The sequence below is a fragment of the Pseudomonas sp. CF161 genome (assembly GCF_000416215.1).
Taxonomy (GTDB): domain Bacteria; phylum Pseudomonadota; class Gammaproteobacteria; order Pseudomonadales; family Pseudomonadaceae; genus Aquipseudomonas.
On record NZ_ATLP01000117.1, the window covers coordinates 1 to 21,510 of the forward strand.

Annotated in this window: 17 protein-coding genes, 3 tRNA genes and 1 pseudogene; 4 read left to right on the forward strand and 17 right to left on the reverse strand. The window is 61.2% G+C overall.

Translation table 11 applies throughout. The features are described from left to right. A partial coding sequence (gene fruB, locus CF161_RS27465; RefSeq protein WP_043230611.1) for a fused PTS fructose transporter subunit IIA/HPr protein occupies positions 1-1,707 on the reverse strand: 1,707 nt, incomplete at its 3' end. 301 nt (positions 1,708-2,008) lie between these two features. On the opposite strand from fruB, the gene cra reads away from it, so the two are divergent. Both cra and CF161_RS27475 read left to right on the forward strand, forming a co-directional pair. Continuing rightward, positions 2,009-3,004, forward strand: a complete 996-nt coding sequence (gene cra / locus CF161_RS27470; protein ID WP_020299897.1) for a catabolite repressor/activator — start codon at positions 2,009-2,011, stop codon at positions 3,002-3,004. Between the two features lie 2 nt (positions 3,005-3,006). Then, complete coding sequence (locus CF161_RS27475; protein WP_020299898.1) at positions 3,007-3,792, forward strand: TatD family hydrolase; 786 nt, start codon at positions 3,007-3,009, stop codon at positions 3,790-3,792. Positions 3,793-3,813: 21 nt separating this feature from the next. Here CF161_RS27475 and CF161_RS33800 read toward each other — a convergent pair whose 3' ends face one another. From CF161_RS33800 to CF161_RS27495, 5 genes and pseudogenes are all read right to left on the reverse strand, one after another. Next, complete coding sequence (locus tag CF161_RS33800; RefSeq protein ID WP_371106557.1) at positions 3,814-4,743, reverse strand: methyl-accepting chemotaxis protein; 930 nt, start codon at positions 4,741-4,743, stop codon at positions 3,814-3,816. Then, positions 4,720-5,811, reverse strand: a pseudogene (locus CF161_RS33805) (methyl-accepting chemotaxis protein); the annotation flags it as partial. The gene CF161_RS33800 and the pseudogene CF161_RS33805, both read right to left, overlap by 24 nt. A 253-nt stretch (positions 5,812-6,064) precedes the next feature. Continuing rightward, positions 6,065-6,901, reverse strand: coding sequence for a regulatory signaling modulator protein AmpE (ampE, locus tag CF161_RS27485; protein ID WP_020299900.1), 837 nt, complete (start codon positions 6,899-6,901; stop codon positions 6,065-6,067). Next, entirely contained in the window at positions 6,898-7,458 is a 561-nt protein-coding gene (gene ampD, locus CF161_RS27490) for a 1,6-anhydro-N-acetylmuramyl-L-alanine amidase AmpD (RefSeq protein WP_020299901.1), read from the reverse strand. Before ampD ends, ampE begins: the two co-directional genes overlap by 4 nt. 63 nt (positions 7,459-7,521) lie before the next feature. Continuing rightward, the gene (locus CF161_RS27495; protein WP_020299902.1) at positions 7,522-9,741 is read right to left on the reverse strand and encodes a DUF1631 domain-containing protein; all 2,220 of its coding nucleotides are present in this window, start codon (positions 9,739-9,741) and stop codon (positions 7,522-7,524) included. Positions 9,742-10,093: 352 nt separating this feature from the next. Between CF161_RS27495 and nadC the strand changes: the two genes are divergently transcribed. Beyond that, positions 10,094-10,942: a carboxylating nicotinate-nucleotide diphosphorylase gene (gene nadC, locus CF161_RS27500; protein WP_020299903.1), complete on the forward strand. Its 849-nt coding sequence runs from the start codon at positions 10,094-10,096 to the stop codon at positions 10,940-10,942. 62 nt (positions 10,943-11,004) lie between these two features. On the opposite strand, the gene CF161_RS27505 is transcribed toward nadC, so the two are convergent. Next, positions 11,005-11,310 carry a DUF6388 family protein gene (locus CF161_RS27505; RefSeq protein ID WP_020299904.1) on the reverse strand — a complete coding sequence of 102 codons (306 nt, stop codon included), beginning with the start codon at positions 11,308-11,310 and terminating at the stop codon, positions 11,005-11,007. 316 nt (positions 11,311-11,626) lie between these two features. On the opposite strand from CF161_RS27505, the gene CF161_RS27510 reads away from it, so the two are divergent. After that, positions 11,627-12,178, forward strand: coding sequence for a hypothetical protein (locus tag CF161_RS27510; RefSeq protein ID WP_020299905.1), 552 nt, complete (start codon positions 11,627-11,629; stop codon positions 12,176-12,178). Between the two features lie 11 nt (positions 12,179-12,189). Here the strand turns inward: CF161_RS27510 and CF161_RS27515 are convergent. The 10 genes from CF161_RS27515 to CF161_RS27560 form a co-directional block, all read right to left on the reverse strand. Then, positions 12,190-12,265 (reverse strand) — tRNA-Thr (locus CF161_RS27515). 135 nt (positions 12,266-12,400) lie between these two features. Beyond that, on the reverse strand, positions 12,401-14,506 hold the full coding sequence (gene pnp, locus CF161_RS27520; protein WP_020299906.1) for a polyribonucleotide nucleotidyltransferase: 2,106 nt from the start codon (positions 14,504-14,506) through the stop codon (positions 12,401-12,403). Between the two features lie 196 nt (positions 14,507-14,702). Beyond that, positions 14,703-14,972, reverse strand: a complete 270-nt coding sequence (gene rpsO / locus CF161_RS27525) for a 30S ribosomal protein S15 (RefSeq protein WP_020299907.1) — start codon at positions 14,970-14,972, stop codon at positions 14,703-14,705. Positions 14,973-15,088: 116 nt separating this feature from the next. Continuing rightward, positions 15,089-16,006 carry a tRNA pseudouridine(55) synthase TruB gene (gene truB / locus CF161_RS27530; RefSeq protein WP_020299908.1) on the reverse strand — a complete coding sequence of 306 codons (918 nt, stop codon included), beginning with the start codon at positions 16,004-16,006 and terminating at the stop codon, positions 15,089-15,091. A 3-nt stretch (positions 16,007-16,009) separates the two neighbouring features. Beyond that, positions 16,010-16,411 carry a 30S ribosome-binding factor RbfA gene (gene rbfA / locus CF161_RS27535; RefSeq protein ID WP_020299909.1) on the reverse strand — a complete coding sequence of 134 codons (402 nt, stop codon included), beginning with the start codon at positions 16,409-16,411 and terminating at the stop codon, positions 16,010-16,012. A gap of 159 nt (positions 16,412-16,570) precedes the next feature. Further along, a complete protein-coding gene (gene infB, locus CF161_RS27540) occupies positions 16,571-19,096 on the reverse strand; it encodes a translation initiation factor IF-2 (protein ID WP_020299910.1) in 2,526 nt (841 codons plus the stop codon). Between the two features lie 27 nt (positions 19,097-19,123). After that, positions 19,124-20,605 carry a transcription termination factor NusA gene (gene nusA, locus CF161_RS27545; RefSeq protein ID WP_020299911.1) on the reverse strand — a complete coding sequence of 494 codons (1,482 nt, stop codon included), beginning with the start codon at positions 20,603-20,605 and terminating at the stop codon, positions 19,124-19,126. Positions 20,606-20,652: 47 nt separating this feature from the next. Then, positions 20,653-21,111, reverse strand: coding sequence for a ribosome maturation factor RimP (gene rimP / locus CF161_RS27550; protein ID WP_020299912.1), 459 nt, complete (start codon positions 21,109-21,111; stop codon positions 20,653-20,655). Between the two features lie 130 nt (positions 21,112-21,241). Further along, positions 21,242-21,318: transfer RNA gene (locus tag CF161_RS27555), tRNA-Met, on the reverse strand. A gap of 96 nt (positions 21,319-21,414) precedes the next feature. Further along, a tRNA-Leu gene (locus tag CF161_RS27560) sits at positions 21,415-21,500 on the reverse strand. Positions 21,501-21,510 lie beyond the last annotated feature (10 nt).

The following is a 21,510-nucleotide window of genomic DNA, read 5'->3' on the forward strand; positions in this document are numbered from 1 at the left end:
CCCGGCCACCCGCGCCGGGTCCAGGCGCGCCACGTCCGACGGGCCGACTTCGTCCATCACCAGAATGTAGGGTTGCTCCGGCTCGGCCGGGGTCTCGATGCCGCACAGTTGGGCCAGCACGCGGCGGCCAATGTCCCGCAGGTCGGCAGCGCGCTCGGCGAGCAGGGCGTCCTGCAACGACTCCTGCTGGCGGGCGGCGGCCTCGATCACGGCCATCCACGCAGCTTCGGCGCTTTCGCCCTGCTTGAGACGGGTGTCGACTTCATCGGTCAGCTCCGGGTCGTCGAGCATCTCCTGGTGGGTGATGAAAATCTCGCGAATGGCCTTGGCCTGGCTGCGCTGGATCAGCCCTTCGATATCGCCGCGCACCTGCGCCAGCGCCTGTTGCAGGCGCTGGCGCTCGGTGGCGGTGGACTCGCCGCGCAGCGGGTAATCGATGGACTGTTGCACCTGGATATGTGCCGGGCCGATGGCGATCCCCGGGGCGGCGGCAATCGCCTGCACCAGGCTGCCGGAAGCCGGGGCGCTGAGGGGCACTATGATTTCTTCGGCGGCGGCCGGGGTTTCGCTGACCGCTGGCAGTGGCTCGACCTCTTCACCCAGGCCCTGCTCAATGGCTGCGAGCAAGGCCGGCAAGGCATCGGCGGCGATGGTCGGCTCGGCGATCAGTTCCAGTACCTGGCCGCGCCGGGCGCCGAGGCTGAGCAGCTTGCTCAGGCTTTTCATCGACACCGAGGCACCCTGGCTGTCGAGAATGCGGATGCGGATCTCACCCTCGAAACTCTTCGCCAGTTGCGCCAGGACCTTGGCCGGGCGCGCGTGCAGGCCGTGGGCGTTGGCCAGGGCGATGCGGGCGCTGGGCCAGTCGGCCGGCAGTTCGCCGCCGAGCACTTCCAATACCGCGCGGCTGCTGGTGGCGCGCCCCAGTTCGTGGCCCCGGCCTTCGATCAGCAGCGCGCACAGGCGTTCGAGCAACGCCTGGTGCGCTTCACCGAGGCTGGCCAGGCAGAACAGCCCGCTCAGCGGTTGGCCGAGGTAGCGGATGGGTTTGTCCGGGGTGACGAAGGCCAGCCCCGGGCGCTTGACCGTCTGTTCGCTGTGCAGCCACCACAGGCCATCGCCCAGGGGCAGTGCGTCGACTTGCTGCAACACCGCGGCAAAGCCGTTGCTCACGCAGTCCGCCTGGCGCAACAGCCGCGCGCCACGCCAGACCAGTTCTTCGAAATCTTCTGCGGCCACGCCCAGGCCGATCATCTGTGCATCCAGCGCCAGCTCTTGTGGCGCGCCCTGCAGCAGTTTCAGCAGGGCTTCGGCCGAGCTGGCACGCCGCAGGGCCTGGCCCAGGTCGGTCTCGCCCAGGGCCCGGGTCAGCAGTTGCAGCAGGCGCAGGTGCTCATCGGATTTGGCGGCAATGCCGATCGCCAGGTAGACGATCTGGCCATCGCCCCAGTCAACGCCCTCGGGAAATTGCAGCAGGCGCACGCCGGTGGCAAACACCTGGTCGCGGGTCTGCGGCGTGCCGTGGGGGATGGCAATACCCTGGCCAAGAAAGGTCGAGCCCTGGGCCTCGCGCGCGTTGAGGCCAGCGAGGTAACCCTCGGCCACCAGGCCGTCGGCAACCAGTTTGTCGGCGAGCAGCTGCAGCGCCGCGGACTTATCCACAGCCGACTGGCCCATGGATATCTGCTCTATGGTGAGCTCGAGCATGCTTTCTCCTATTTAGCGCAGGGGGGCGGCGCTAGGTATTGTTTTGAATGAATCAAAGCTTAGGCGTGTTTGCTGTCGCAAACGGCCGAGGGTGCTTGGCAGGCCCTCCAGCCGTTTCTTCAAGCCTAGAAAATACGCTTGCTGAAACGTTTAATCTAGAATGTTTGGCACGTTACTCGATAATCTCTCATCCTTGAAGCCCTACCGGTCGAATGCATGTTGCGACAATGGTCGCCTGCCCTTATCGGGTAGGATTGACGAAAATGTCCGGCAAGCACCAAAAAAACAAGGAAATCCCGGGTTGAAACTCAGTGATATAGCCAGGCTGGCCGGTGTGTCGGTGACAACCGCCAGCTACGTCATCAACGGCAAAGCCGAACAGCAACGCATCAGCAACGCCACCGTCGAGCGGGTGCGCGCGGTGGTCGAAGAGCATGGCTTTACCCCCAACCCCCAGGCCGCCGGGCTGCGCAGCCGACGCACGCGCACCCTCGGGTTTATCCTGCCGGACCTGGAAAACCCCAGTTACGCCCGGATCGCCAAGCTGCTGGAACAAGGCGCCCGCGCCCGTGGTTATCAGTTGCTGATCGCCAGCTCCGACGATGCCCCGGACAGCGAGCGGCAACTGCTGCAACTGTTTCGCGCACGGCGTTGCGACGCCCTGTTCGTCGCCAGTTGCCTGCCCGCCGACGATGACAGCTACCGCACCCTGCAAGCCCAGGGCCTGCCGATCATCGCCATCGACCGGGTGATGCAGCCCGAGCTGTTCTGCTCGGTGATCAGCGACGACCAGCAGGCCAGCCTGCAATTGACCCGCAGCCTGTTGCAGCCCCAGCCCAAGCAGATCGTGCTGATCGGCGCGCGCCCCGAGCTGAGCATCAGCCAGGACCGTCGCGCGGGCTTCCAGCAGGCGCTGGCGGGCTTCGACGGCGAGGTGCTGGAGGAGCATGGCGAGGCCTTCAGCCGCGATTGCGGCCGGCAATTGATGCAAGAGCTGCTGCAGCGCCTGGGGCATCTGCCGGATGCGCTGGTCACGACTTCTTATGTGCTGTTGCAGGGGGTGTTCGATGCCCTGCATGACTTCCCACTCAAATCACGGCCGCTGCGCCTGGGGACCTTCGGCGACACCCAGTTGCTGGACTTTCTGCCACTGCCGGTGAATGCCATGGCCCAGCAGCATCAGCTGATTGCCGACCAGGCCCTGCAACTGGCCCTGGCCGCCGTCGAGCAAGCCCATTACCAGCCCGGCGTGCACGCCATCCCCCGGACCTTCAAGCAGCGTATTCACGAGGCCTGAACGTGGAGCTGATCGACACCCACACCCACCTCGACTTCCCGGACTTCGACCCCGACCGTACGGCGTTGCTCGCTGACAGCCGCGCCCTCGGGGTGCGGCGCATGGTGCTGCTGGGGGTGTACCGGGACAACTGGCAGCGGATCTGGGACCTGGTGCAAGGCGACCGCGAGCTGTACGCCGCCTTCGGCCTGCACCCGGTGTACCTCGATCAGCACCAGCCCGCCGACCTCACCGAACTCGGCGACTGGCTGACACGCCTGGCCGGCCATCGGCAGGTGTGTGCAGTGGGTGAGATCGGCCTGGATTACTTTCTTCAACACCTGGACCGCCCGCGTCAGCAGCAGCTGTTCGAGGCGCAACTGCAACTGGCGGCCGACTTCCAGCTCCCGGCCCTGCTCCATGTCCGGCGCAGCCACGCCGCGGTGATCGCCACGCTCAAGCGCTTCAAGCTCCAGCGCGCGGGGATCATCCACGCGTTCGCCGGCAGCCGCGAGGAAGCCCGGGAATACATCAAGCTGGGGTTCAAGTTGGGCCTCGGCGGCGCCGCGACCTGGCCCCAGGCCCTGCGCATGCACAAGGTGCTGGCCGACTTGCCGCGAGAAGCGGTGGTGCTGGAGACCGACTCACCGGACATGGCGCCGGCCATGTACCCCGGCCAACGCAACAGCCCGCAGCACCTGCCGGCCATTTGCGCCGCCCTGGCGCCGATCATGGGCCTGAGCGCCGAACAACTGGCCGCTGCCAGCACGGCCAACGCCTGCGAGCTGTTCAACTGGCCGCCCGCCTGAAGTGACCGGCGGTAGCGGCCGTCAGACGCGAAACGCGCTGATCAGTTGCTTTAGCTGCACCACCTGCGCCGACAACCGGCGGCTGGCGTCTTCGGTCTGGTGCGCGCCCTCGGCGGTGCGCTCACCGGCCCGGTTGATCTCGACGATGTTCTGATCGATGTCGTGGGCCACGGCGGTCTGCTGCTCAACCGCGGCGGCAATCTGCTGGTTCTGGTCGACGATCATGCCCACCGCGCCAAGAATGTTCTCCAGGGCTTGCTGGACCTTTTCCGACTGCCCCACGGTGCCGCTGGCCATTTCATGGCTGACGCCCATGGCCTTGACCGCCGCGCCCACGCCACCATGCAGCTTGGCGATCATCTGGTCGATTTCTTCGGTGGATTGCTGGGTGCGCTTGGCCAGGGTCCGCACCTCATCGGCCACCACCGCAAAACCACGGCCCTGCTCGCCGGCCCGGGCCGCCTCGATGGCGGCATTGAGCGCCAGCAGGTTGGTCTGTTCGGCGATGCTCTTGATCACTTCCAGGACCCGGCTGATGGACTGGCTGTCACTGGCCAGCTGGTTGATTACCCGCACGGACTGGTCGATCTCCCCCGCAAGCAGGGCGATGCTGTCCTGCTGCGACTCCACCAGGCCTCGACCGTTGATGGTCTCGTCGTTGACGCTATGGGCACTGCTGACCGCCGCCGCTGCGCTGCGGGCCACTTCCTGGGCGGTGGCCGACATCTGGTTCATGGCCGTGGCCACCTGTTCGATCTGGCTGCGCTGCCCGGCCACCGCCTGGTTGCTTTGCGCCGACACGCTCTCGACTTGCCCGGCCTGGCGCTCGACTTCGCCCACGGTCTGCCCCACCAGCTCGATCAGGTCGTGAATCTTGGCCACGGTGCCGTTGAACACTTTGCCCAGCTCCCCCAGTTCATCGCGGCTGTGGGCGGTGAAACTGACCGTCATGTCCCCCGCCGCCACCTTGTCCATCACCGCCCCCAGGCGCCTGAGGGTGGTCCGGGTCGAGGCGTAGAAACCGCCGTACAGGTAGACGATCAGCAAAAACACCCCGGCCAGGGCCGCCACCAGCAGCACCATGTGGCTGCGGTTCTGCCCCAGGCGCTGTTGCAGTTCGACCCCGAGAAACTTCAGGGTCGCCTCGTTGAGCTGGTAGGTCTGATCCATCAGGCCGCTGACCTGGTCGTAAAAACCCTGCCACGGCGTGTCGAGGGTGTCGGCCATCACCACTTTTTCCTCGAACAGCTCACTGGCCTGTTTCAGGCTGCTTTTACTGGCGCTGGCCAGGCCGTCCAGCGCGCCGTGGGCGGCCTTGCTCGACCCCAGGGCGTCTTGCAGCTTGAGGCCGTACTCGGCCTGGAGTTTTTCGATCTGCACCAGCAACTCGTCGAAGCGGGTGCTGGCCGAGGAGTTGAGAAAGCCCTGGCCCAGGGAGTAGGCGCCCATCGCCCGACCTTCGCCCAGGGTCTGGGTGATTTGCGGGGTGACGCCAGTCACCAGTTCGCTCAATTGGCGGATATCACTCTGCCCATCCCGGCTCAGGCCCGATTGGCTGGCGATGATCTGGCTGAAGATCTGCGCACTGCCCAGCAGCTTGCCGATCAGCGCACTTTTACTCTGCAGCGAGCTCTCGCTTTGCTGGGCCTTGAAGGCGGCAATCATTTCATCGCGCTTGGCGTCGAACACGCCGATCTGCTCCGGGTCGACCGCCACCGCACGCAAGCCTTGCAGGCGTTCGAGCACGCTGCGCTCCAGGGCGCTGATCTTGCTCTCGGTATCGCCGCCCTTGGCGGACTGGCCGAGGGTGGCGTTGATCTGCACCAGGTTGTTCAGGGTTTCCAGGTCGCGGCGCAGGGTCAGGCTGCTGCCCAGCAGGTCGAGGCTTTGCAGTTCGACCTGGGTGCCCTGGAACTCTCGATAGGAATCGCGCACCAGGTAGAAGTTGGTGACCAGCATCGGCAGGAAAAACAACACGCTGATCAGGCTGAACTTCATGCCGAAGCTCAGGCGGTTCATCAGTGCGACGGCGGGATAGAGCAAACTCTTCAAAAGTAGTCTCCCTTCGGGCTTTTTATTGTTATGGGCAGCCGCGCAAAAGGGTCAGAGTGCCACTATTGAGCGTCACGTCTGTATAGCTCAAATCGGCGAAAGGGTTTGTAACTTAAAGTTAACCGCGCGCGGGAAACCTGCACGGGTACGGGGGGATACGAGAAGGGTTTGAGGCGCGGGGATCGGGTCAGGGCTGGCGGGCAGCCCCGACCCGGGTCAATCAGCCCAGCACGGTCCACAGGGCAAAGCCTGCGTACCACAGCAGCGCCGCGCGCAGCAGCAACTCCCAGAGCTGGTCCAGGCTGTTGATGCCATCGGCGCCCGCCACCGGAGCGGGAATTTCGCCGGCCACCAGGCCGACCTTTTCCACCAACTGGGCGGCGCTGATGTTCCAGTTCAGCAGCTCATGCAGCATCACCCGGCTGACCGCGACAAAGTTGCCGACCAGGGCGAAGCTCGCCGCCAGCAAACGCACCGGAAGCCAGTCGAAGGCATGCCGCAGTTGCCCGGCGCGTTCCACCAGCGCCGGCGCCGTGCCGTGCTCGGCGGCCAGGGCCAGCAGGCGATAACTCAAGGCCGCCACCGGCCCCAGCAGGAAGTACCAGAAAATCACCGCGAAGAAGCTTTGATAGGCCTGCCACAGCAAATGCCCTTGCACCCGCTCCAGCAGCTGCTCACCGCTGTCGGCGCAGATCCCCAGGTCACGCTGGGCGACGTGGGCGGCGGCCTGCAGGTCTTCGCGACGCCAGGCATCGCGAAACGGTCCGAGCCCCCCCAGCAGATCGCCACGCCCCAGGCTGTAGATCACCACCAGCAAATGCACCGGCAGCGCCAGCAAGCCATAGGCCACCGGCTCCAGCACCCACAGCAGCAAGCCCAGCAGGATTGCCGGCAACAGCACCAGCAGCGTCAGGATCAACCAGGGCCGATTGCCCAGCCGCGGGCTGGCTTGCAACCGGGCCAACTCCCCGAGCCAGATACCGTCGCGCTGCACGCGATGCCGCAGGGCGGAAAACTTCTCGACCCAGACAGCCAGCAGCAACACCAGAAAACTCATTGTGCGTCCCCCTTTTCCAGGGCTGCGCGATAGCGCGCCCAGTCAAAACCTGGTCCCGGGTCGGTCTTGCGTCCCGGGGCGATGTCGCTATGACCGCAAATCCGCTGCACGGTGATAGCGCTGTATACAGCCTGTAACTGCCGGGTCAGGGCAATCAGCGAGTGGTACTGGGCATCGGTGAACGGCAACTCGTCGGTGCCTTCCAATTCAATGCCCAGGGAAAAGTCATTGCAGGTCTCACGCCCCTCGAAACAGGACACTCCGGCATGCCAGGCGCGATCCCGGCACGAGACAAACTGGGTCACGCTGCCATCACGCTCGATCAGGAAATGCGCAGACACCCGCAGCTCGGCGATCCCGGAAAAATAAGGGTGTTCGGTGACATCCAGACGGTTTTGAAAGAATTCCTGCACTTTGCCGGTAGCAAACTGCCCTGGAGGCAGGCTGATGTTGTGAATCACCAGCAGGGAAATTTCATCGCAAGGGCGCAGATTGAAGTTGGGCGACGGGCAATGGCGCACGCCGTGACACCAACCACTGGCAGGGTCCAACTGCATACAGATTCCTTCAACTAGAGCCTTGGGTGGCTCAGTATGCCGCGATCCAGGCCCAGGTTGCGATCACTTGCCGCGATTGAGTCGCTGCAGGTTGTCGATCACCGACTCCAGGGCCCGGTCGAACAGCAAGGTGTCGTCGAGGGTGCGCACGGCGGCGCGGTGGAACTCCAGGGCCAGGCCCATGCGAGTGCGTTCCAGGACCTTCATCCCGGTGCGATTGACGAAGATGTACTTGGCGCCGGGCTGGACGATGGCCGCCAGTTTGCAACGCACGGTGTTTTCCTCGTCTTCCTGGAACTCGACCCAGGCGCCCAGGCGCAACTGGTCCACCAGCAGCAGGCTGGCGTCGTTGGCGGCCAGGGCCACGGGCGCGGCTTCCAGGGGCCCCTCTTCGGCCGAGGCCAGGACTATTTCCTGCTGCACTGCAACCATCGCTGGCGCCTGGGTCTCGAGGGCCACAACCCGGGGCTCGGGGTCCTGGGCCAGGCGCTCGAACACCTGCAGGTGCAAGACTTCCAACTGACTGAAAAACTCACTGGTGGCAAAAGGATCGAATGCGGCGCTGCTCAACCCCTCCCGCAGGCCCTTGAGCAGCCCCGGCACCAGGTTCAGCAGTTGCAGGGCGGCATCCGGCTGGTCGTGGCGCTCAACGCTCCACACCAGTTCTTCCATGGTCTGCACGGCGGCTTGCCACTCGGCCGACTGTTCGCCGTGCTTGAGGCAAGTCAGCAACAGCACCTTGCTCCAGGCCTGCTGCACAAATTCCACCACCACCTGGGGCAATACCTTGCCCAGCAAGCCGTGGTTCAGTACCTGCTCGACGCGCCGCCGGGCCAGCTCGGCCTTGGCCCGCCCTTCCTCGGCATCGCGGGTGCGCTGTTCGAGCAGTTCACTGCGGCGCCGCTCATCGGCGGTAAAGGCCAGGAAGTCCGCGAGCAACTCGGAGAAGATCGCCGGGTCATCGACAAAATCATTCAGCAGCCGTTGCACCACCTGCTCGATCCGCAGGTACAGGCTGTCGCGCTGGTGATCGTCACAGGCGCCCCAGCCCAGGGCGGCCGCGGCAATTTCATTGAGCAGGCGCCGGGCCGGATGAGAGCCACGGCTGAAGAAGCTTTTATCCAGCACCGCGACCTTGAGCATCGGGATCTGCAGGCGGCCGATCAATGCCTTGAGCGAGTCGGGCACGGTGCGGTCATCGAGAATGAACTCGAAGAGCATGGCGATCAGGTTGATCACATCCTCATCGGCCACGCCGACCACCCGCGACTTACCACTCTTGACGCTGACCCGGGTGAGCAATTGCTCAAGCTGATTGCGCAGGTCGAAGTCATCCTGGGCGCCGGCCGGCACATATTGTTGCAGGTGCGAAAGCAGGCGCAGCAAGTCGCGGGTCGAGATCGGCTGGGTTTCGGCGCTGGCCTCGAGGGTCGGAGCAACGCTGCCACGCACGTGGAACAACAGCTCCTGCAAGGCGGCAAACACTTCCTGGACGCTGTCGTCGATCTGCGTCCCACCCGCTTTGACTGCCGCCTGGCTGGCGCTGGCATGGGTGTCGGGGGCGCTGCGGTCGGTGCTGCGACGGGCCGGCGTGGGCATCAGTTCAGGCAAGACCCCGGTGGCAATCAACAGCTGGTTGGCTTCGGCGTACAACTGGTGGACTTCGCTGAGCACGTAACGCTCGAACAGCTTGAGGATGATCAGCTTGACCTTGATCTCCACCCCCAGGTTGCGCCCCGCCTGCATAAAGTACTCGCAGAGCAGTGTCGGCCCCAGGGGGTTGCGGCGTTGATCCAGGTGCTTGCCAAGCAGCGCAGCCAGGCGTGCATTCAACTGGCCCAGGGCCAGGCCATCGCGATTGAGCACCTTGGCCACCATGGCGTCGACGGCCACGGTCCGCTCCAGATCGTCGCGGCTCGACTGCGCGGCGGGGTCGTAGCTCACGGCCTGGTGCGCCGCCGCGGTGGGGTCGTACTGCGCAAGGCCGACAAAGGCCTCGAAGAACATTTCAAGAAAACCGCGTTCGATGCTTTTGCGCTTGAGGCGCAGGTCGCGCATGGCCTCAAAGAAGGTGTTCTGGTCGACATTGTTTTGCGCCCTGTCGGCCATTTCAAACAGCGTGTCGTCCGCGTTATCGAACAACTCCTGCAAGCCATGGCGCAGCTGCTGTGCGGCCTTGTCACGCACCTGAAGCAGAATCACAGGCAGGCGGGCGAGCGGCGACGCGGTCGCCTGATCGGTAGCCGCCTTGTGCAAAGGCACTACATTCCCGTCGTTGTGCATCCAAGCCTCCAGAAAGGTGTCGCTGTGCTTCAAGGTGAAAATGGCGGGCGCCGACCGCTCACAGTCGAGTACCTGCTGGCACTCACGGCATGGGGATTTTCAGGGGAAACCAGAGGACGTCAAAGCCATGACGCCAATTACAAGGCGGATTATCTGGCAAAAAGCGTTCCGAGTGCCAGCAGACTCTGCTGATCCTATGAAATAGCCCGCAATTTATGACCTTCAATAACGGCAAATGACTCGATTGATGCGACAAAAGGCGACGACACCCGCGATAAGTGCCGTGCTCGCGCCTTGGGTTCACTCACGGCATGGCCCTATAATCGGCCCCACTTTGTCAGTGGAGCCCGTTATGCCGAATCTACGTCTCGCCGATTTGACCGCCGAAATCGAAGCCAACGTGCGCCGTGCGTTGCTCGAAGACATCGGCAGCGGCGACATCACCGCGCAACTGATCCCGGCCGAGCGCCTGGCCAAAGCCACCATCATTACCCGTGAGGCGGCGGTCATCAGTGGCACGGCCTGGGTCGATGCGGTGTTCCGGCAGCTGGATCCGCGGGTTGCCGTGCATTGGCAGGTTCGCGATGGCGACCGGGTCAGCCCCAACCAGGCGCTGTTCCACCTCGAAGGCCCGGCACGCTCCCTGCTCAGCGGCGAGCGCTGCGCGCTGAACTTCCTGCAACTGTTGTCCGGCGTCGCCACCCGCGCGCAGTACTATGCCGACTTCGTCGCCGACACCCCGGTCAAGCTGCTGGACACGCGCAAAACGCTTCCAGGGCTACGCTTGGCACAAAAGTACGCCGTGACCTGCGGCAGCTGCCATAACCACCGCATTGGCCTGTACGACGCCTTCCTGATCAAGGAAAACCATATCGCTGCCTGCGGCGGCATCCCTGAAGCCATCAAGGCCGCCCACAAGATCGCCCCGGGCAAGCCGGTCGAAATCGAAGTGGAAAGCCTGGCAGAACTGCAGGAAGCCCTGGCAGCCGGGGCGGACATCATCATGCTCGACGAGTTGAGCCTGGATGACATGCGCGAAGCGGTGCGCCTGAATGCCGGCAAAGCCAAGCTCGAAGCCAGCGGCGGGATCAACGAAAGCACCTTGCGCACAATCGCCGAGACGGGTGTGGATTACATTTCGATTGGTGCCATGACCAAGGATGTGAAAGCGGTGGATCTGTCGATGCGGCTCAGCATCTAAGCGGCAGACACAAGCTGCAAGCCGCAAGCTGATCTGCCTCGGCTTGCAGCTTGCAGCTGCTTTTAAACCACCAGATTGTTCATCTCGCAGTACTCTTCCCAGTCCACGCCCAATACCTCTGCCGCCTCCTTGTGCAGAACCAGGCGCGCCGCCTCGAACTCTTCCGGGGTCGAGGTGTACTTCAGCGTCAGTTCCCACGGCTGCAAGCCCTGGGCTTCTGCCTCATCCTCGAACGCCCATTGGATCTGGTCTTTCTGATCGTCGGCACTCAGGTCCTTGATCTCTTCCGCCAACTGCGGCGAGTCCAGCAGGTACTGCTTGAGTGCTTCTTCGTGTCTGGCTTCTTGGGTCAATTCTTTAGCGGTCATGTCGTTCTCGTTGATCTGGGGAATGGAAGATGGGTCTGGATCATCAAGGATCTCTCTGACGCAAAAAACCGTGACAAGCCCGGTTTGTCTGGCCTTCAGAACCATTCGGGGATCATCTGAAAACTGCTACGGGGGTGTTCGTGCAAGGTCCGAATATAGGACCTTTGGCGGACGATTTATACGAGTCGTTACATCAAATCTACAAATAAGCCGACGCCATCAGGTACCGAGCATATGTGCAGGGGCACGGGAACAAGCTCCACAGCGCAAAGTCATAGCGATGTGCCATCTAGGCACTTCACAAGGAATTCAGGTGATGCGCAATTTTTCGAAGCTCCCGGCCACCCTGGTTGCAACTGGCATGGCGGCCCTGCTGCTCGGCAGCATGGTGCTGCCCAATGCGGCTCAGGCGGGGGTTGAACTCAGCTCCGACCACCCTTCGTACTCCGACAAACTGGCTGCTGTGCACAACGCGTTCGGCAAAGACGTCTTGGTCCGAAGCGACTTCAGTATTGAGGAGATGGAAAAGCTGCAGAGCACGGTCAAGAGCAACTCGGTTGAAATCGAAAACCTGAATAAAACCATCAAGGACCAGGCGCGCCTTATCGAAGAGCTCAAGCGCAACAACGGCTCGAGTTCCAGTTCAAGCGCCAATGAACTGTCCGACCTCAAACGCACCGATCGCGAGCAGGAAAGCGACCTGAAGAACCTCGGCAAGCAAGTGGACGATCTCAAGCGCAGCGCTGGCTCCAGCTCCAGTTCGAGCGCCAGCGACTTGTCCAGCCTCAAGCGTGAAGTCAGCGACCAGGACCGCGCCCTCGACCAGCTCAAGCGCACGATCGAGGAGTTGAGCAGAAAAGTGAAGTGATGGGAGGGCGTTGGTGCCCGAGACAGGAATCGAACCTGCGACCTTCGCGTTACGAGTGCGCTGCTCTACCGACTGAGCTACACGGGCAGTGAGCTAAACCTAGCACAGCTTTGATCCGCGTCCACCGCCGTCACCGACTCGATAACTGGCGGACAAAAAAATGCCCCGCAGCTTTCACTGCGGGGCATTTTCATAACGCTGAAGCGTCAGGCGTGGGTGCGATTAAACGCCCGAAGCCTTGGCCGCTGCCACGTCTTTGATGGACAGCTTGATACGGCCGCGGTTGTCCACGTCCAGTACCAGTACTTCCACTTCCTGGCCTTCTTTCAGGATGTCGGTCACTTTCTCTACGCGAGCGTCGCTCAGCATCGAGATGTGAACCAGACCGTCCTTGCCAGGCAGGATGTTGACGAATGCGCCGAAGTCGACGATGCGCTCAACCTTGCCGACGTAGATCTTGCCGATCTCGGCTTCCGCGGTGATGCCCAGAACGCGCTGACGCGCGGCTTCTGCGGCTTCCTTGGTTTCGCCGAAGATCTTGATCGAGCCGTCGTCTTCGATGTCGATCGAAGCCTTGGTCTCTTCGCAGATCGCACGGATGGTCGCGCCGCCTTTACCGATGACATCACGGATTTTGTCGGTGTCGATTTTCATCGCGATCATGGTCGGAGCGTTTTCCGACAGCTCGTTACGCGACTGACCAATGATCTGGTTCATCTGGCCGAGGATGTTCAGGCGCGCGTCCAGGGCTTGGCCCAGGGCGATCTCCATGATTTCTTCGGTGATGCCTTTGATCTTGATGTCCATCTGCAGCGCGGTCACACCTTTGGCGGTACCGGCTACTTTGAAGTCCATGTCGCCCAGGTGGTCTTCGTCACCCAGGATGTCGGTCAGGATGGCGAACTTCTCGCCTTCTTTAACCAGACCCATGGCGATACCGGCAACCGGTGCCTTCATCGGCACACCAGCGTCCATCAGGGCCAGGGAAGCGCCGCAGACCGAAGCCATGGAGCTGGAACCGTTGGACTCGGTGATTTCCGATACCACACGGATGGTGTACGGGAACACGTCGGCAGCAGGCAGCATGGCCTGAACCGAACGACGAGCCAGACGACCGTGACCGATTTCGCGGCGACCGGCGCCACCCATGCGACCACACTCACCTACCGAGAACGGCGGGAAGTTGTAGTGCAGCATGAACGGGTCTTTTTTCTCGCCTTCCAGGGTGTCCAGCAGCTGTGCGTCACGGGCGGTGCCCAGTGTTGCTACAACCAGGGCCTGGGTTTCGCCACGGGTGAACAACGCCGAACCGTGGGTCTTTGGCAGAACGCCGACTTCGATGTTCAGCGGACGTACGGTCTTGGTGTCGCGGCCGTCGATACGTGGCTTGCCGTTGACGATGTTTTCGCGAACGGTGCGGTATTCGATTTCGCCGAAGGCAGCTTTGACTTCGCTGGAAGTCGGCTGGCCTTCTTCACCGGACAGTTTGGCAACTACCTGGTCTTTTAGCTCACCCAGGCGCGCATAGCGGTCAGCCTTGATGGTGATGGTGTAAGCCTGGGAGATCGCTTCGCCGAACTCGGAGCGGATAGCGCCCAGCAGTGCGGTGGCTTCTGGCTGTGGAGCCCAGGTCCAGGTTGGCTTGGCGGCTTCGGCGGCCAGTTCCTTGACGGCGTTGATCACCACCTGGAACTCGTCGTGGGCGAACAGTACGGCGCCCAGCATCTGGTCTTCGGTCAGCTCTTTGGCTTCCGATTCAACCATCAACACGGCTTCCGAAGTACCGGCAACGACCATGTCCAGGCTCGATGCTTTCAGTTGCTCGTAAGTCGGGTTCAGCAGGTAGCCGGTGCTTTCATGGAAAGCCACGCGAGCGGCGCCGATCGGGCCGTCGAATGGGATACCGGAGATCGCCAGCGCAGCCGAGGTACCGATCATCGCAGCGACGTCCGGATCGGTTTTCTTGCTGGTGGACAGCACGGTGCAGACAACCTGCACTTCGTTCATGAAGCCTTCTGGGAACAGAGGGCGGATCGGACGGTCGATCAGACGCGAGGTCAGGGTTTCTTTCTCGGAAGGACGGCCTTCACGCTTGAAGAAACCGCCAGGGATCTTACCGGCAGCGTAAGTCTTTTCCTGGTAGTGAACGGACAGAGGGAAGAAGCCCTTGCCTGGATCGGCTTGCTTGGCACCGACTACGGTCACCAATACGCTGACGTCGTCGTCAACGGTGACCAATACTGCGCCGGAGGCCTGACGGGCGATACGGCCAGTCTCGAGGGTAACGGTCGACTGACCGAACTGGAATTTTTTGATTACCGGGTTCACGGTGTCCTACCTTCTTTGTGGCTCTTGGGGAACTTGTCTTCTTGCGAAATTCTTGGGCAACACCGGGAGTCGGCCCAGCTGTCATTGTCCAGGTAAAACTATTGTCCAGATAAAACTTGAGGCTGGGAGCCTGCCATGCGCCTGCGGGAAACCCGCTGACGCACAGCAAACAACCAACCTCTAGCGCAATCGCTTATTAGCGACGCAGACCCAGGCGAGCGATCAGCGAGCTGTAACGGCTCACGTCCTTGCCTTTCAGGTAGTCCAGCAGCTTACGGCGCTGGTTTACCATGCGGATCAGACCACGACGGGAGTGGTGATCTTTACCGTTGGCCTTGAAGTGACCTTGCAGTTTGTTGATGTTGTGGGTCAGCAGTGCAACTTGCACTTCTGGCGAACCAGTGTCACCAACAGCTTGCTGGTAGTCAGCTACGATTTGAGCTTTTTCTTGAACGTCGAGAGCCATGAGGCAATCCTTTTATAAGGAAACGATTCGCGAGAACCGCTTCAATAGGCCGAGGGCAAACCCTCGTATTTTAAAATGAGAAGTGACCATGCCTATTAACAGCCACCCTCGTCCGGTCATTCTGACCGAATCAATCGACGCGGCGCGATGCGCCCGTCTTCGCTCACTTCACCGATACCGATGAAACGACCGTTGTGATCCTGTACCCGTACCATGCCGAACTTCGGGGCATCCGGGGCTCGTACTGGCTGGCCGTTGAGCCAGTAGAACGAGCTGTGCTCCGAGAACTGCAACAGCGGCCAATCCAGCAGGCCGCTGTCCGATGGCATCAGGAAGCGGTCGACCGCTTCGTTGCCGCCTTCGGCATGTACTGCTTCCAACTCTTCCAGCGTGACCGTCTGCGCCAGGGTGAAAGGTCCGGCCTGGGTACGTCGCAGTTCAGCAACGTAAGCGCCACAACCGAGCTCTTCACCAATATCCTCCACCAGGGTGCGGATATAGGTGCCTTTGCTGCAATCCACCGCAAGCCGCGCAGTATCGCTTTCGAAGGCCAGTAATTCCAAGCGCGCAATAGTAACAGAACGCGCTTCGCGCTCCACTACTTCGCCTGCACGAGCCAGCTTGTACAGCGGCTGCCCATCACGCTTGAGGGCCGAGTACATCGGCGGTATCTGACTGATTTGCCCACGAAATCTGGGCAACGCCGCCTCGACATCGGTGCGACCAACGGTCACCGGACGCTCCTGCAAAACCTCGCCCTCGGCGTCCGCCGTGGTGGTGGTCTTGCCCAGTTGCGCCAGGGTTTCGTAACTCTTGTCGGAGTCGAGCAGGTACTGGGAGAACTTGGTCGCCTCACCGAAGCACAGCGGCAATACGCCAGTGGCCAGCGGGTCGAGGCTACCGGTATGCCCGGCCTTTTCAGCATTCAGCAGCCAGCGCACCTTCTGCAAGGCAGCGTTGGAGGTGAACCCCAACGGCTTGTCGAGCAGGATGATGCCGCTGACGTTACGACGGATACGTTTGACCTGAGCCACCGATTACTCCTTGGTGTCTTCGGGTTCTGCCGCAACCGGGTGCTGATTGTCCTCAGCCACGGCACGTTCGATCAGGGCCGACAGGTGGGCACCACGCACAACGCTCTCGTCGTAGTGAAAGTGCAACTGCGGAACGCTGCGCAACTTCATCTCACGGGCCAACTGCATGCGCAGGAAGCCTGCCGCCGAGTTCAGCACCTTGATGCTTTGAGCGATTTCTTCAGCGCTGTCCTGGCCCATCACGGTGATGAAAATCTTGGCGTGACCGACGTCACGACTGACTTCCACGGCGGTGATAGTCACCAGGCCGACGCGCGGGTCTTTCACTTCACGACGGATCAGCTGTGCCAGCTCACGCTGCATCTGATCGCCGATACGTTGGGTACGGCTATATTCTTTTGCCATGTCTTGTTACCTGTTACTGCCCTGCGGTGAAACCCGCATGGTCTGAAAGCGGCAAACGCCCGGCCTGACAGAAGCCAGACCGGGCGTTGCGTTTAGAGTCCTGCGATGGTCCGAGCATGTTTCATGCTGCAGCCCATGGCGGCCCTTGAAGTGCGCGAGTTAGAGGCTGCGAGCAACCTGAACCTTCTCGAAGACTTCGATCTTGTCACCGACTTTGACGTCGTTGTAGCTCTTCACGCCGATACCGCATTCCATGCCGGCACGTACTTCGGAAGCGTCATCCTTGAAGCGGCGCAGGGATTCCAGCTCGCCTTCGAAGATAACGATGTCTTCACGCAGTACACGGATTGGACGGTTACGGTGCACAACACCTTCGATAACCATGCAACCGGCGATCGCGCCAAACTTCGGCGAACGGAACACGTCGCGGACTTCAGCAACACCCAGGATGTTCTCCCGCACGTCGCTGCCAAGCATACCGGTGAGGGCTTTCTTGACGTCTTCGATGATGTCGTAGATCACGTTGTAGTAACGCATATCCAGACCTTCCTGCTCGACGATCTTGCGAGCGCCAGCATCGGCACGCACGTTGAAGCCGAACAGTACAGCGTTGGAGGCCAGTGCCAGGTTGGCGTCGGACTCGGTGATACCACCGACACCGCCACCCACAACACGCACTTGCACTTCGTCGTTACCCAGGCCGTTCAAGGCACCGTTCAACGCTTCCAGCGAACCACGGACATCGGATTTGAGGACAATGTTGAGCGTCTTCTTCTCTTCCTGACCCATGTTCTCGAAGATGTTTTCAAGCTTGCCGGCGTGAGCACGGGCCAGCTTGACTTCGCGGAACTTGCCTTGACGGAACAGAGCCACTTCACGGGCTTTCTTCTCGTCGGCAACCACGCTCATCTCGTCGCCAGCGTCCGGGGTACCGTCCAGGCCGAGGATCTCGACAGGGATGGAAGGACCGGCTTCCTTGATTGGCTTGCCGTTCTCGTCGAGCATGGCGCGAACGCGGCCATAGTTCGAACCGACCAGCACCATGTCGCCTTGGCGCAGGGTACCGTCTTGAACCAGAACGGTAGCAACCGGGCCACGACCTTTGTCGAGACGCGATTCAACCACGACGCCACGGCCAGGAGCCGAAGGAGTCGCTTTCAGTTCCAGGACTTCAGCCTGCAGCAGAACAGCTTCGAGCAACTCGTCCACACCCGTACCGACTTTCGCCGAAACCGATACGAACGGGGTGTCGCCGCCCCACTCTTCCGAGGTCACGCCGTGAACCGACAGTTCGCTACGGATGCGATCGAGATCGGCGCCCGGCTTGTCGATTTTGTTCACAGCCACAACCAGAGGAACACCGGCCGCCTTGGCGTGCTGGACAGCTTCAATGGTCTGCGGCATCACGCCGTCGTCCGCTGCAACCACCAGGATCACGATGTCAGTCGCCTTGGCACCACGGGCACGCATTGCGGTAAACGCGGCGTGACCTGGGGTGTCGAGGAAGGTGACCATGCCGCGTTCGGTTTCAACGTGGTACGCACCGATGTGCTGGGTGATACCACCGGCTTCGCCAGCGGCTACCTTGGCACGACGGATGTAGTCGAGCAGCGAGGTCTTACCGTGGTCAACGTGGCCCATTACGGTCACGACTGGCGCACGGGAGAAGGTCTCGCCTTCAAACTTCAGGGACTCGGCCAGGGAATCTTCCAGGGCGGTGTCGCTGACCAGGGTCACTTTGTGGCCCAGCTCTTCAGCAACCAGTTGGGCAGTTTCCTGATCCAGTACCTGGTTGATGGTGGCCGGAGTGCCCAGCTTGAACATGAACTTGATGATTTCAGCTGCCTTGACCGACATCTGTTGAGCGAGATCGCCCACAGTGATGGTCTCGCCGATCTTCACTTCACGCACGACAGGGCCGGTTGGGCTCTGGAAACCGTGGGCGTTGCGTTTTTTCAGCTTGGCCTTGCCGCGACCACCACGACGGAAGCCATCGCTTTCTTCGTCGGTAGTACGTGGGGCAACGCGAGGTGCCGGCGCCTTTTCCTTGACCGAAGCGCGATGCGGAGCGTTTTTGCGCTCACCATCGCCACTGCCACGACGATTGTTATCGTCGGCACGTGGTTTGTCAGGACGACGCTGTTCTTCACGCTTGCGAGTGTCGACAGCAGGGGCTGGAGCAGCGGCCACGACCGGTGCGCTTTCACGCACAGGCTCGGCAACTGCGGCAGGAGCTGCAGCAACTTCGGTAGTCGTGGTTTGCGCAGCAGCAGGCTGGCGACGCGCTTCTTCTTCGGCGCGACGCTTGGCTTCTTCTTCAGCCTTCTGACGTGCAGCATTTTCTACTGCGCGACGTTCTTCCAGTTCGCGTTTGCGCTCGGCTTCGATTTCTTCCGGGCTGCGCTGTACGAAGACTTTCTTCTTGCGTACTTCAACGCTGATGCTTTTGCTGCCAGCAACACGCAGGGTGCTGGTGGTTTTACGCTGCAAAGTGATCTTGCGCGGTTCTTCCACTTTCGCCTTGTGGCTGCTTTTCAAGTGAGTCAGCAACGACTGCTTCTCACTGTCGCTCACATGTTCCTCGGCGGCGGTGTGCGGCAGACCTGCCTCACGCATCTGCTGCAACAGGCGCTCTACCGGTGTTTTGACCTCATCGGCCAGTTGTTTCACCGTGACTTGCGTCATGCACTTCTCTCCTCAGGCCGCGCCTAATTACTCGAACCAATGGGCTCGGGCGGCCATGATCAACTTGCCGGCACGATCATCGTCAATGCCGTCGATGTCGAGCAGGTCGTCAATAGACTGCTCGGCCAGGTCTTCGCGGGTAATTACGCCGCGCACCGCCAGTTCCATCGCCAAATCCTTGTCCATACCCTCAAGCGAGAGCAGGTCTTCGGCCGGATGGGCGTCTGCCAGCTTTTCCTCAGTAGCGATGGCTTTAGTCAACAAGCGATCCTTGGCCCGAGCGCGAAGCTCGTTGACGGTGTCTTCGTCAAAGCCGTCGATGTTGAGCATTTCTTCCAACGGTACGTAGGCAATCTCTTCCAGGCTGGTAAAGCCTTCATCTACCAGCACCTGCGCCAGGTCTTCGTCGACTTCCAGCTCGTCGATGAAGTTGCGCAGGATGTCGCCGGTTTCTGCTTGCTGCTTAGCCTGGATGTCCGATTCGGTCATGACGTTCAGGGTCCAGCCAGTCAACTGGCTGGCCAGACGCACGTTCTGACCACCACGACCGATGGCCTGGGCCAGATTGTCTGCGCCAACGGCGATGTCCATGGCATGGGCATCTTCGTCAACGATAATTGCCGCGACTTCAGCCGGGGACATGGCGTTGATCACGAACTGCGCCGGGTTGTCATCCCACAGGACGATATCCACACGCTCGCCACCCAACTCACCGGATACGGCCTGGACACGCGAACCGCGCATACCAATGCACGCGCCTTGCGGGTCGATGCGCTTGTCTTTGGAGCGAACCGCGATCTTGGCGCGCGAACCCGGGTCACGGGACGCAGCCATTACTTCGATCAGGCCTTCAGCGATTTCCGGCACTTCGATACGGAACAGCTCGATCAGCATTTCCGGCGCGGTACGCGACAGGATCAGCTGAGGGCCGCGGTTCTCGGTGCGGATTTCCTTGAGCAGCGCACGCAGGCGCACGCCAACCCGGAAAGTCTCGCGAGAAATGATGTCTTCACGGGCCAGCAACGCTTCTGCGTTGTTACCCAGGTCGACGATCACATTGTCGCGGGTTACTTTTTTCACGGTGCCGGAGATGATTTCACCCAGGCGCTCGCGGTAGGCATCGACGACTTGAGCACGCTCAGCTTCGCGAACCTTCTGCACGATGACTTGCTTGGCAGTCTGTGCAGCGATGCGGCCGAACTCGATGGAGTCGATCTTTTCTTCAACGACGTCGCCAACCTTGGCGCCAGGGTGCGTTTCAGCAACCTTGCTCGGCCAGGTTTCGATCGCAGGATCGTCCAGGTCGGCTTCCTCGACGACAGTCCAGCGACGGAAAGTCTCGTAGGCACCGGTGTGGCGGTTGATTTCCACACGCAGGTCAACTTCGTCTTCAAAACGCTTTTTGGTAGCCGTGGCCAAAGCCAGCTCCAGCGCTTCAAAAATCACGCTTGCCGGTACACCCTTTTCATTGGATACCGACTCAACAACCAGCAGTACTTCTTTGCTCATCGTACGCCTCGCCTTTCGCAAGCCATTGGATCCGCGGGATCCGCGTCTCAGTCAAAACTGGGAATTATGTTGGCCTTGTCGATCATATCGATCGGCAACAGGAACTCATGGTCTTCTACCTGCACCACGATGTCCTGCTCCTCTATCCCGCGGAGAAGGCCCTGAAAATTACGCCGACCTTCGAAAGGCGAGCGCAGCTTGATCTTCACTTGTTCACCGACATACTTGGCAAACTGTTCAAGAGTGAACAGCGGGCGTTCCATGCCAGGAGAGGAAACTTCAAGGGTGTACTCAACAGTGATTGGATCTTCGACATCCAGAACACCGCTGATCTGACGGCTGACGATGGCGCAATCGTCCACCAGCACACCGCCTTCTTTATCAATATAAACGCGCAACAGTGAGTGGCGGCCTTGAGCTGAAAACTCGATACCCCAGCATTCATAGCCAAGGGCCACGACCACCGGGGCCAACAAGGCCTGCAACTGTTCTAGCTTGCTCGACACCTGAACCCCCTCGTGCATGCTTGTGCAAATAAAAAATGGGCGAAGCGCCCATCCCGGAAACGCCGTTGAATAGCGGCGTTATAAAGTGTCCAGCTAACAAAAAGCCCCTGAAAAGGGGCTCCGCTAAAACTGGTTGCGGGGGCCGGATTTGAACCGACGACCTTCGGGTTATGAGCCCGACGAGCTACCAGACTGCTCCACCCCGCGACAAAGCTGGGGCGGAAGTATACGACCGATCCCCTTAAGGGTCAATGTAACCTTCCACCTACAAGAAAGCCCGCAACAGCGGGCTCTCCTGATAATTGGTACCGAGAAGGGGACTCGAACCCCTACACCCTATGGGCACAACCACCTCAAGGTTGCGTGTCTACCAATTCCACCACCTCGGCAAATACTGCG

Excerpts from the sequence above, each read along its gene's own strand:
- CF161_RS27495 (WP_020299902.1), bottom strand. The coding sequence starts at position 9,741 with ATGCACAACGACGGGAATGTAGTGCCTTTGCACAAGGCGGCTACCGAT.
- ampE (WP_020299900.1), bottom strand. The coding sequence starts at position 6,901 with ATGAGTTTTCTGGTGTTGCTGCTGGCTGTCTGGGTCGAGAAGTTTTCC.
- nusA (WP_020299911.1), bottom strand. The coding sequence starts at position 20,605 with ATGAGCAAAGAAGTACTGCTGGTTGTTGAGTCGGTATCCAATGAAAAG.
- rpsO (WP_020299907.1), bottom strand. The coding sequence starts at position 14,972 with ATGGCTCTCGACGTTCAAGAAAAAGCTCAAATCGTAGCTGACTACCAG.
- CF161_RS27505 (WP_020299904.1), bottom strand. The coding sequence starts at position 11,310 with ATGACCGCTAAAGAATTGACCCAAGAAGCCAGACACGAAGAAGCACTC.
- ampD (WP_020299901.1), bottom strand. The coding sequence starts at position 7,458 with ATGCAGTTGGACCCTGCCAGTGGTTGGTGTCACGGCGTGCGCCATTGC.
- infB (WP_020299910.1), bottom strand. The coding sequence starts at position 19,096 with ATGACGCAAGTCACGGTGAAACAACTGGCCGATGAGGTCAAAACACCG.
- nadC (WP_020299903.1), top strand. The coding sequence starts at position 10,094 with ATGCCGAATCTACGTCTCGCCGATTTGACCGCCGAAATCGAAGCCAAC.
- rbfA (WP_020299909.1), bottom strand. The coding sequence starts at position 16,411 with ATGGCAAAAGAATATAGCCGTACCCAACGTATCGGCGATCAGATGCAG.
- CF161_RS27510 (WP_020299905.1), top strand. The coding sequence starts at position 11,627 with ATGCGCAATTTTTCGAAGCTCCCGGCCACCCTGGTTGCAACTGGCATG.
- CF161_RS33800 (WP_371106557.1), bottom strand. The coding sequence starts at position 4,743 with ATGACGGTCAGTTTCACCGCCCACAGCCGCGATGAACTGGGGGAGCTG.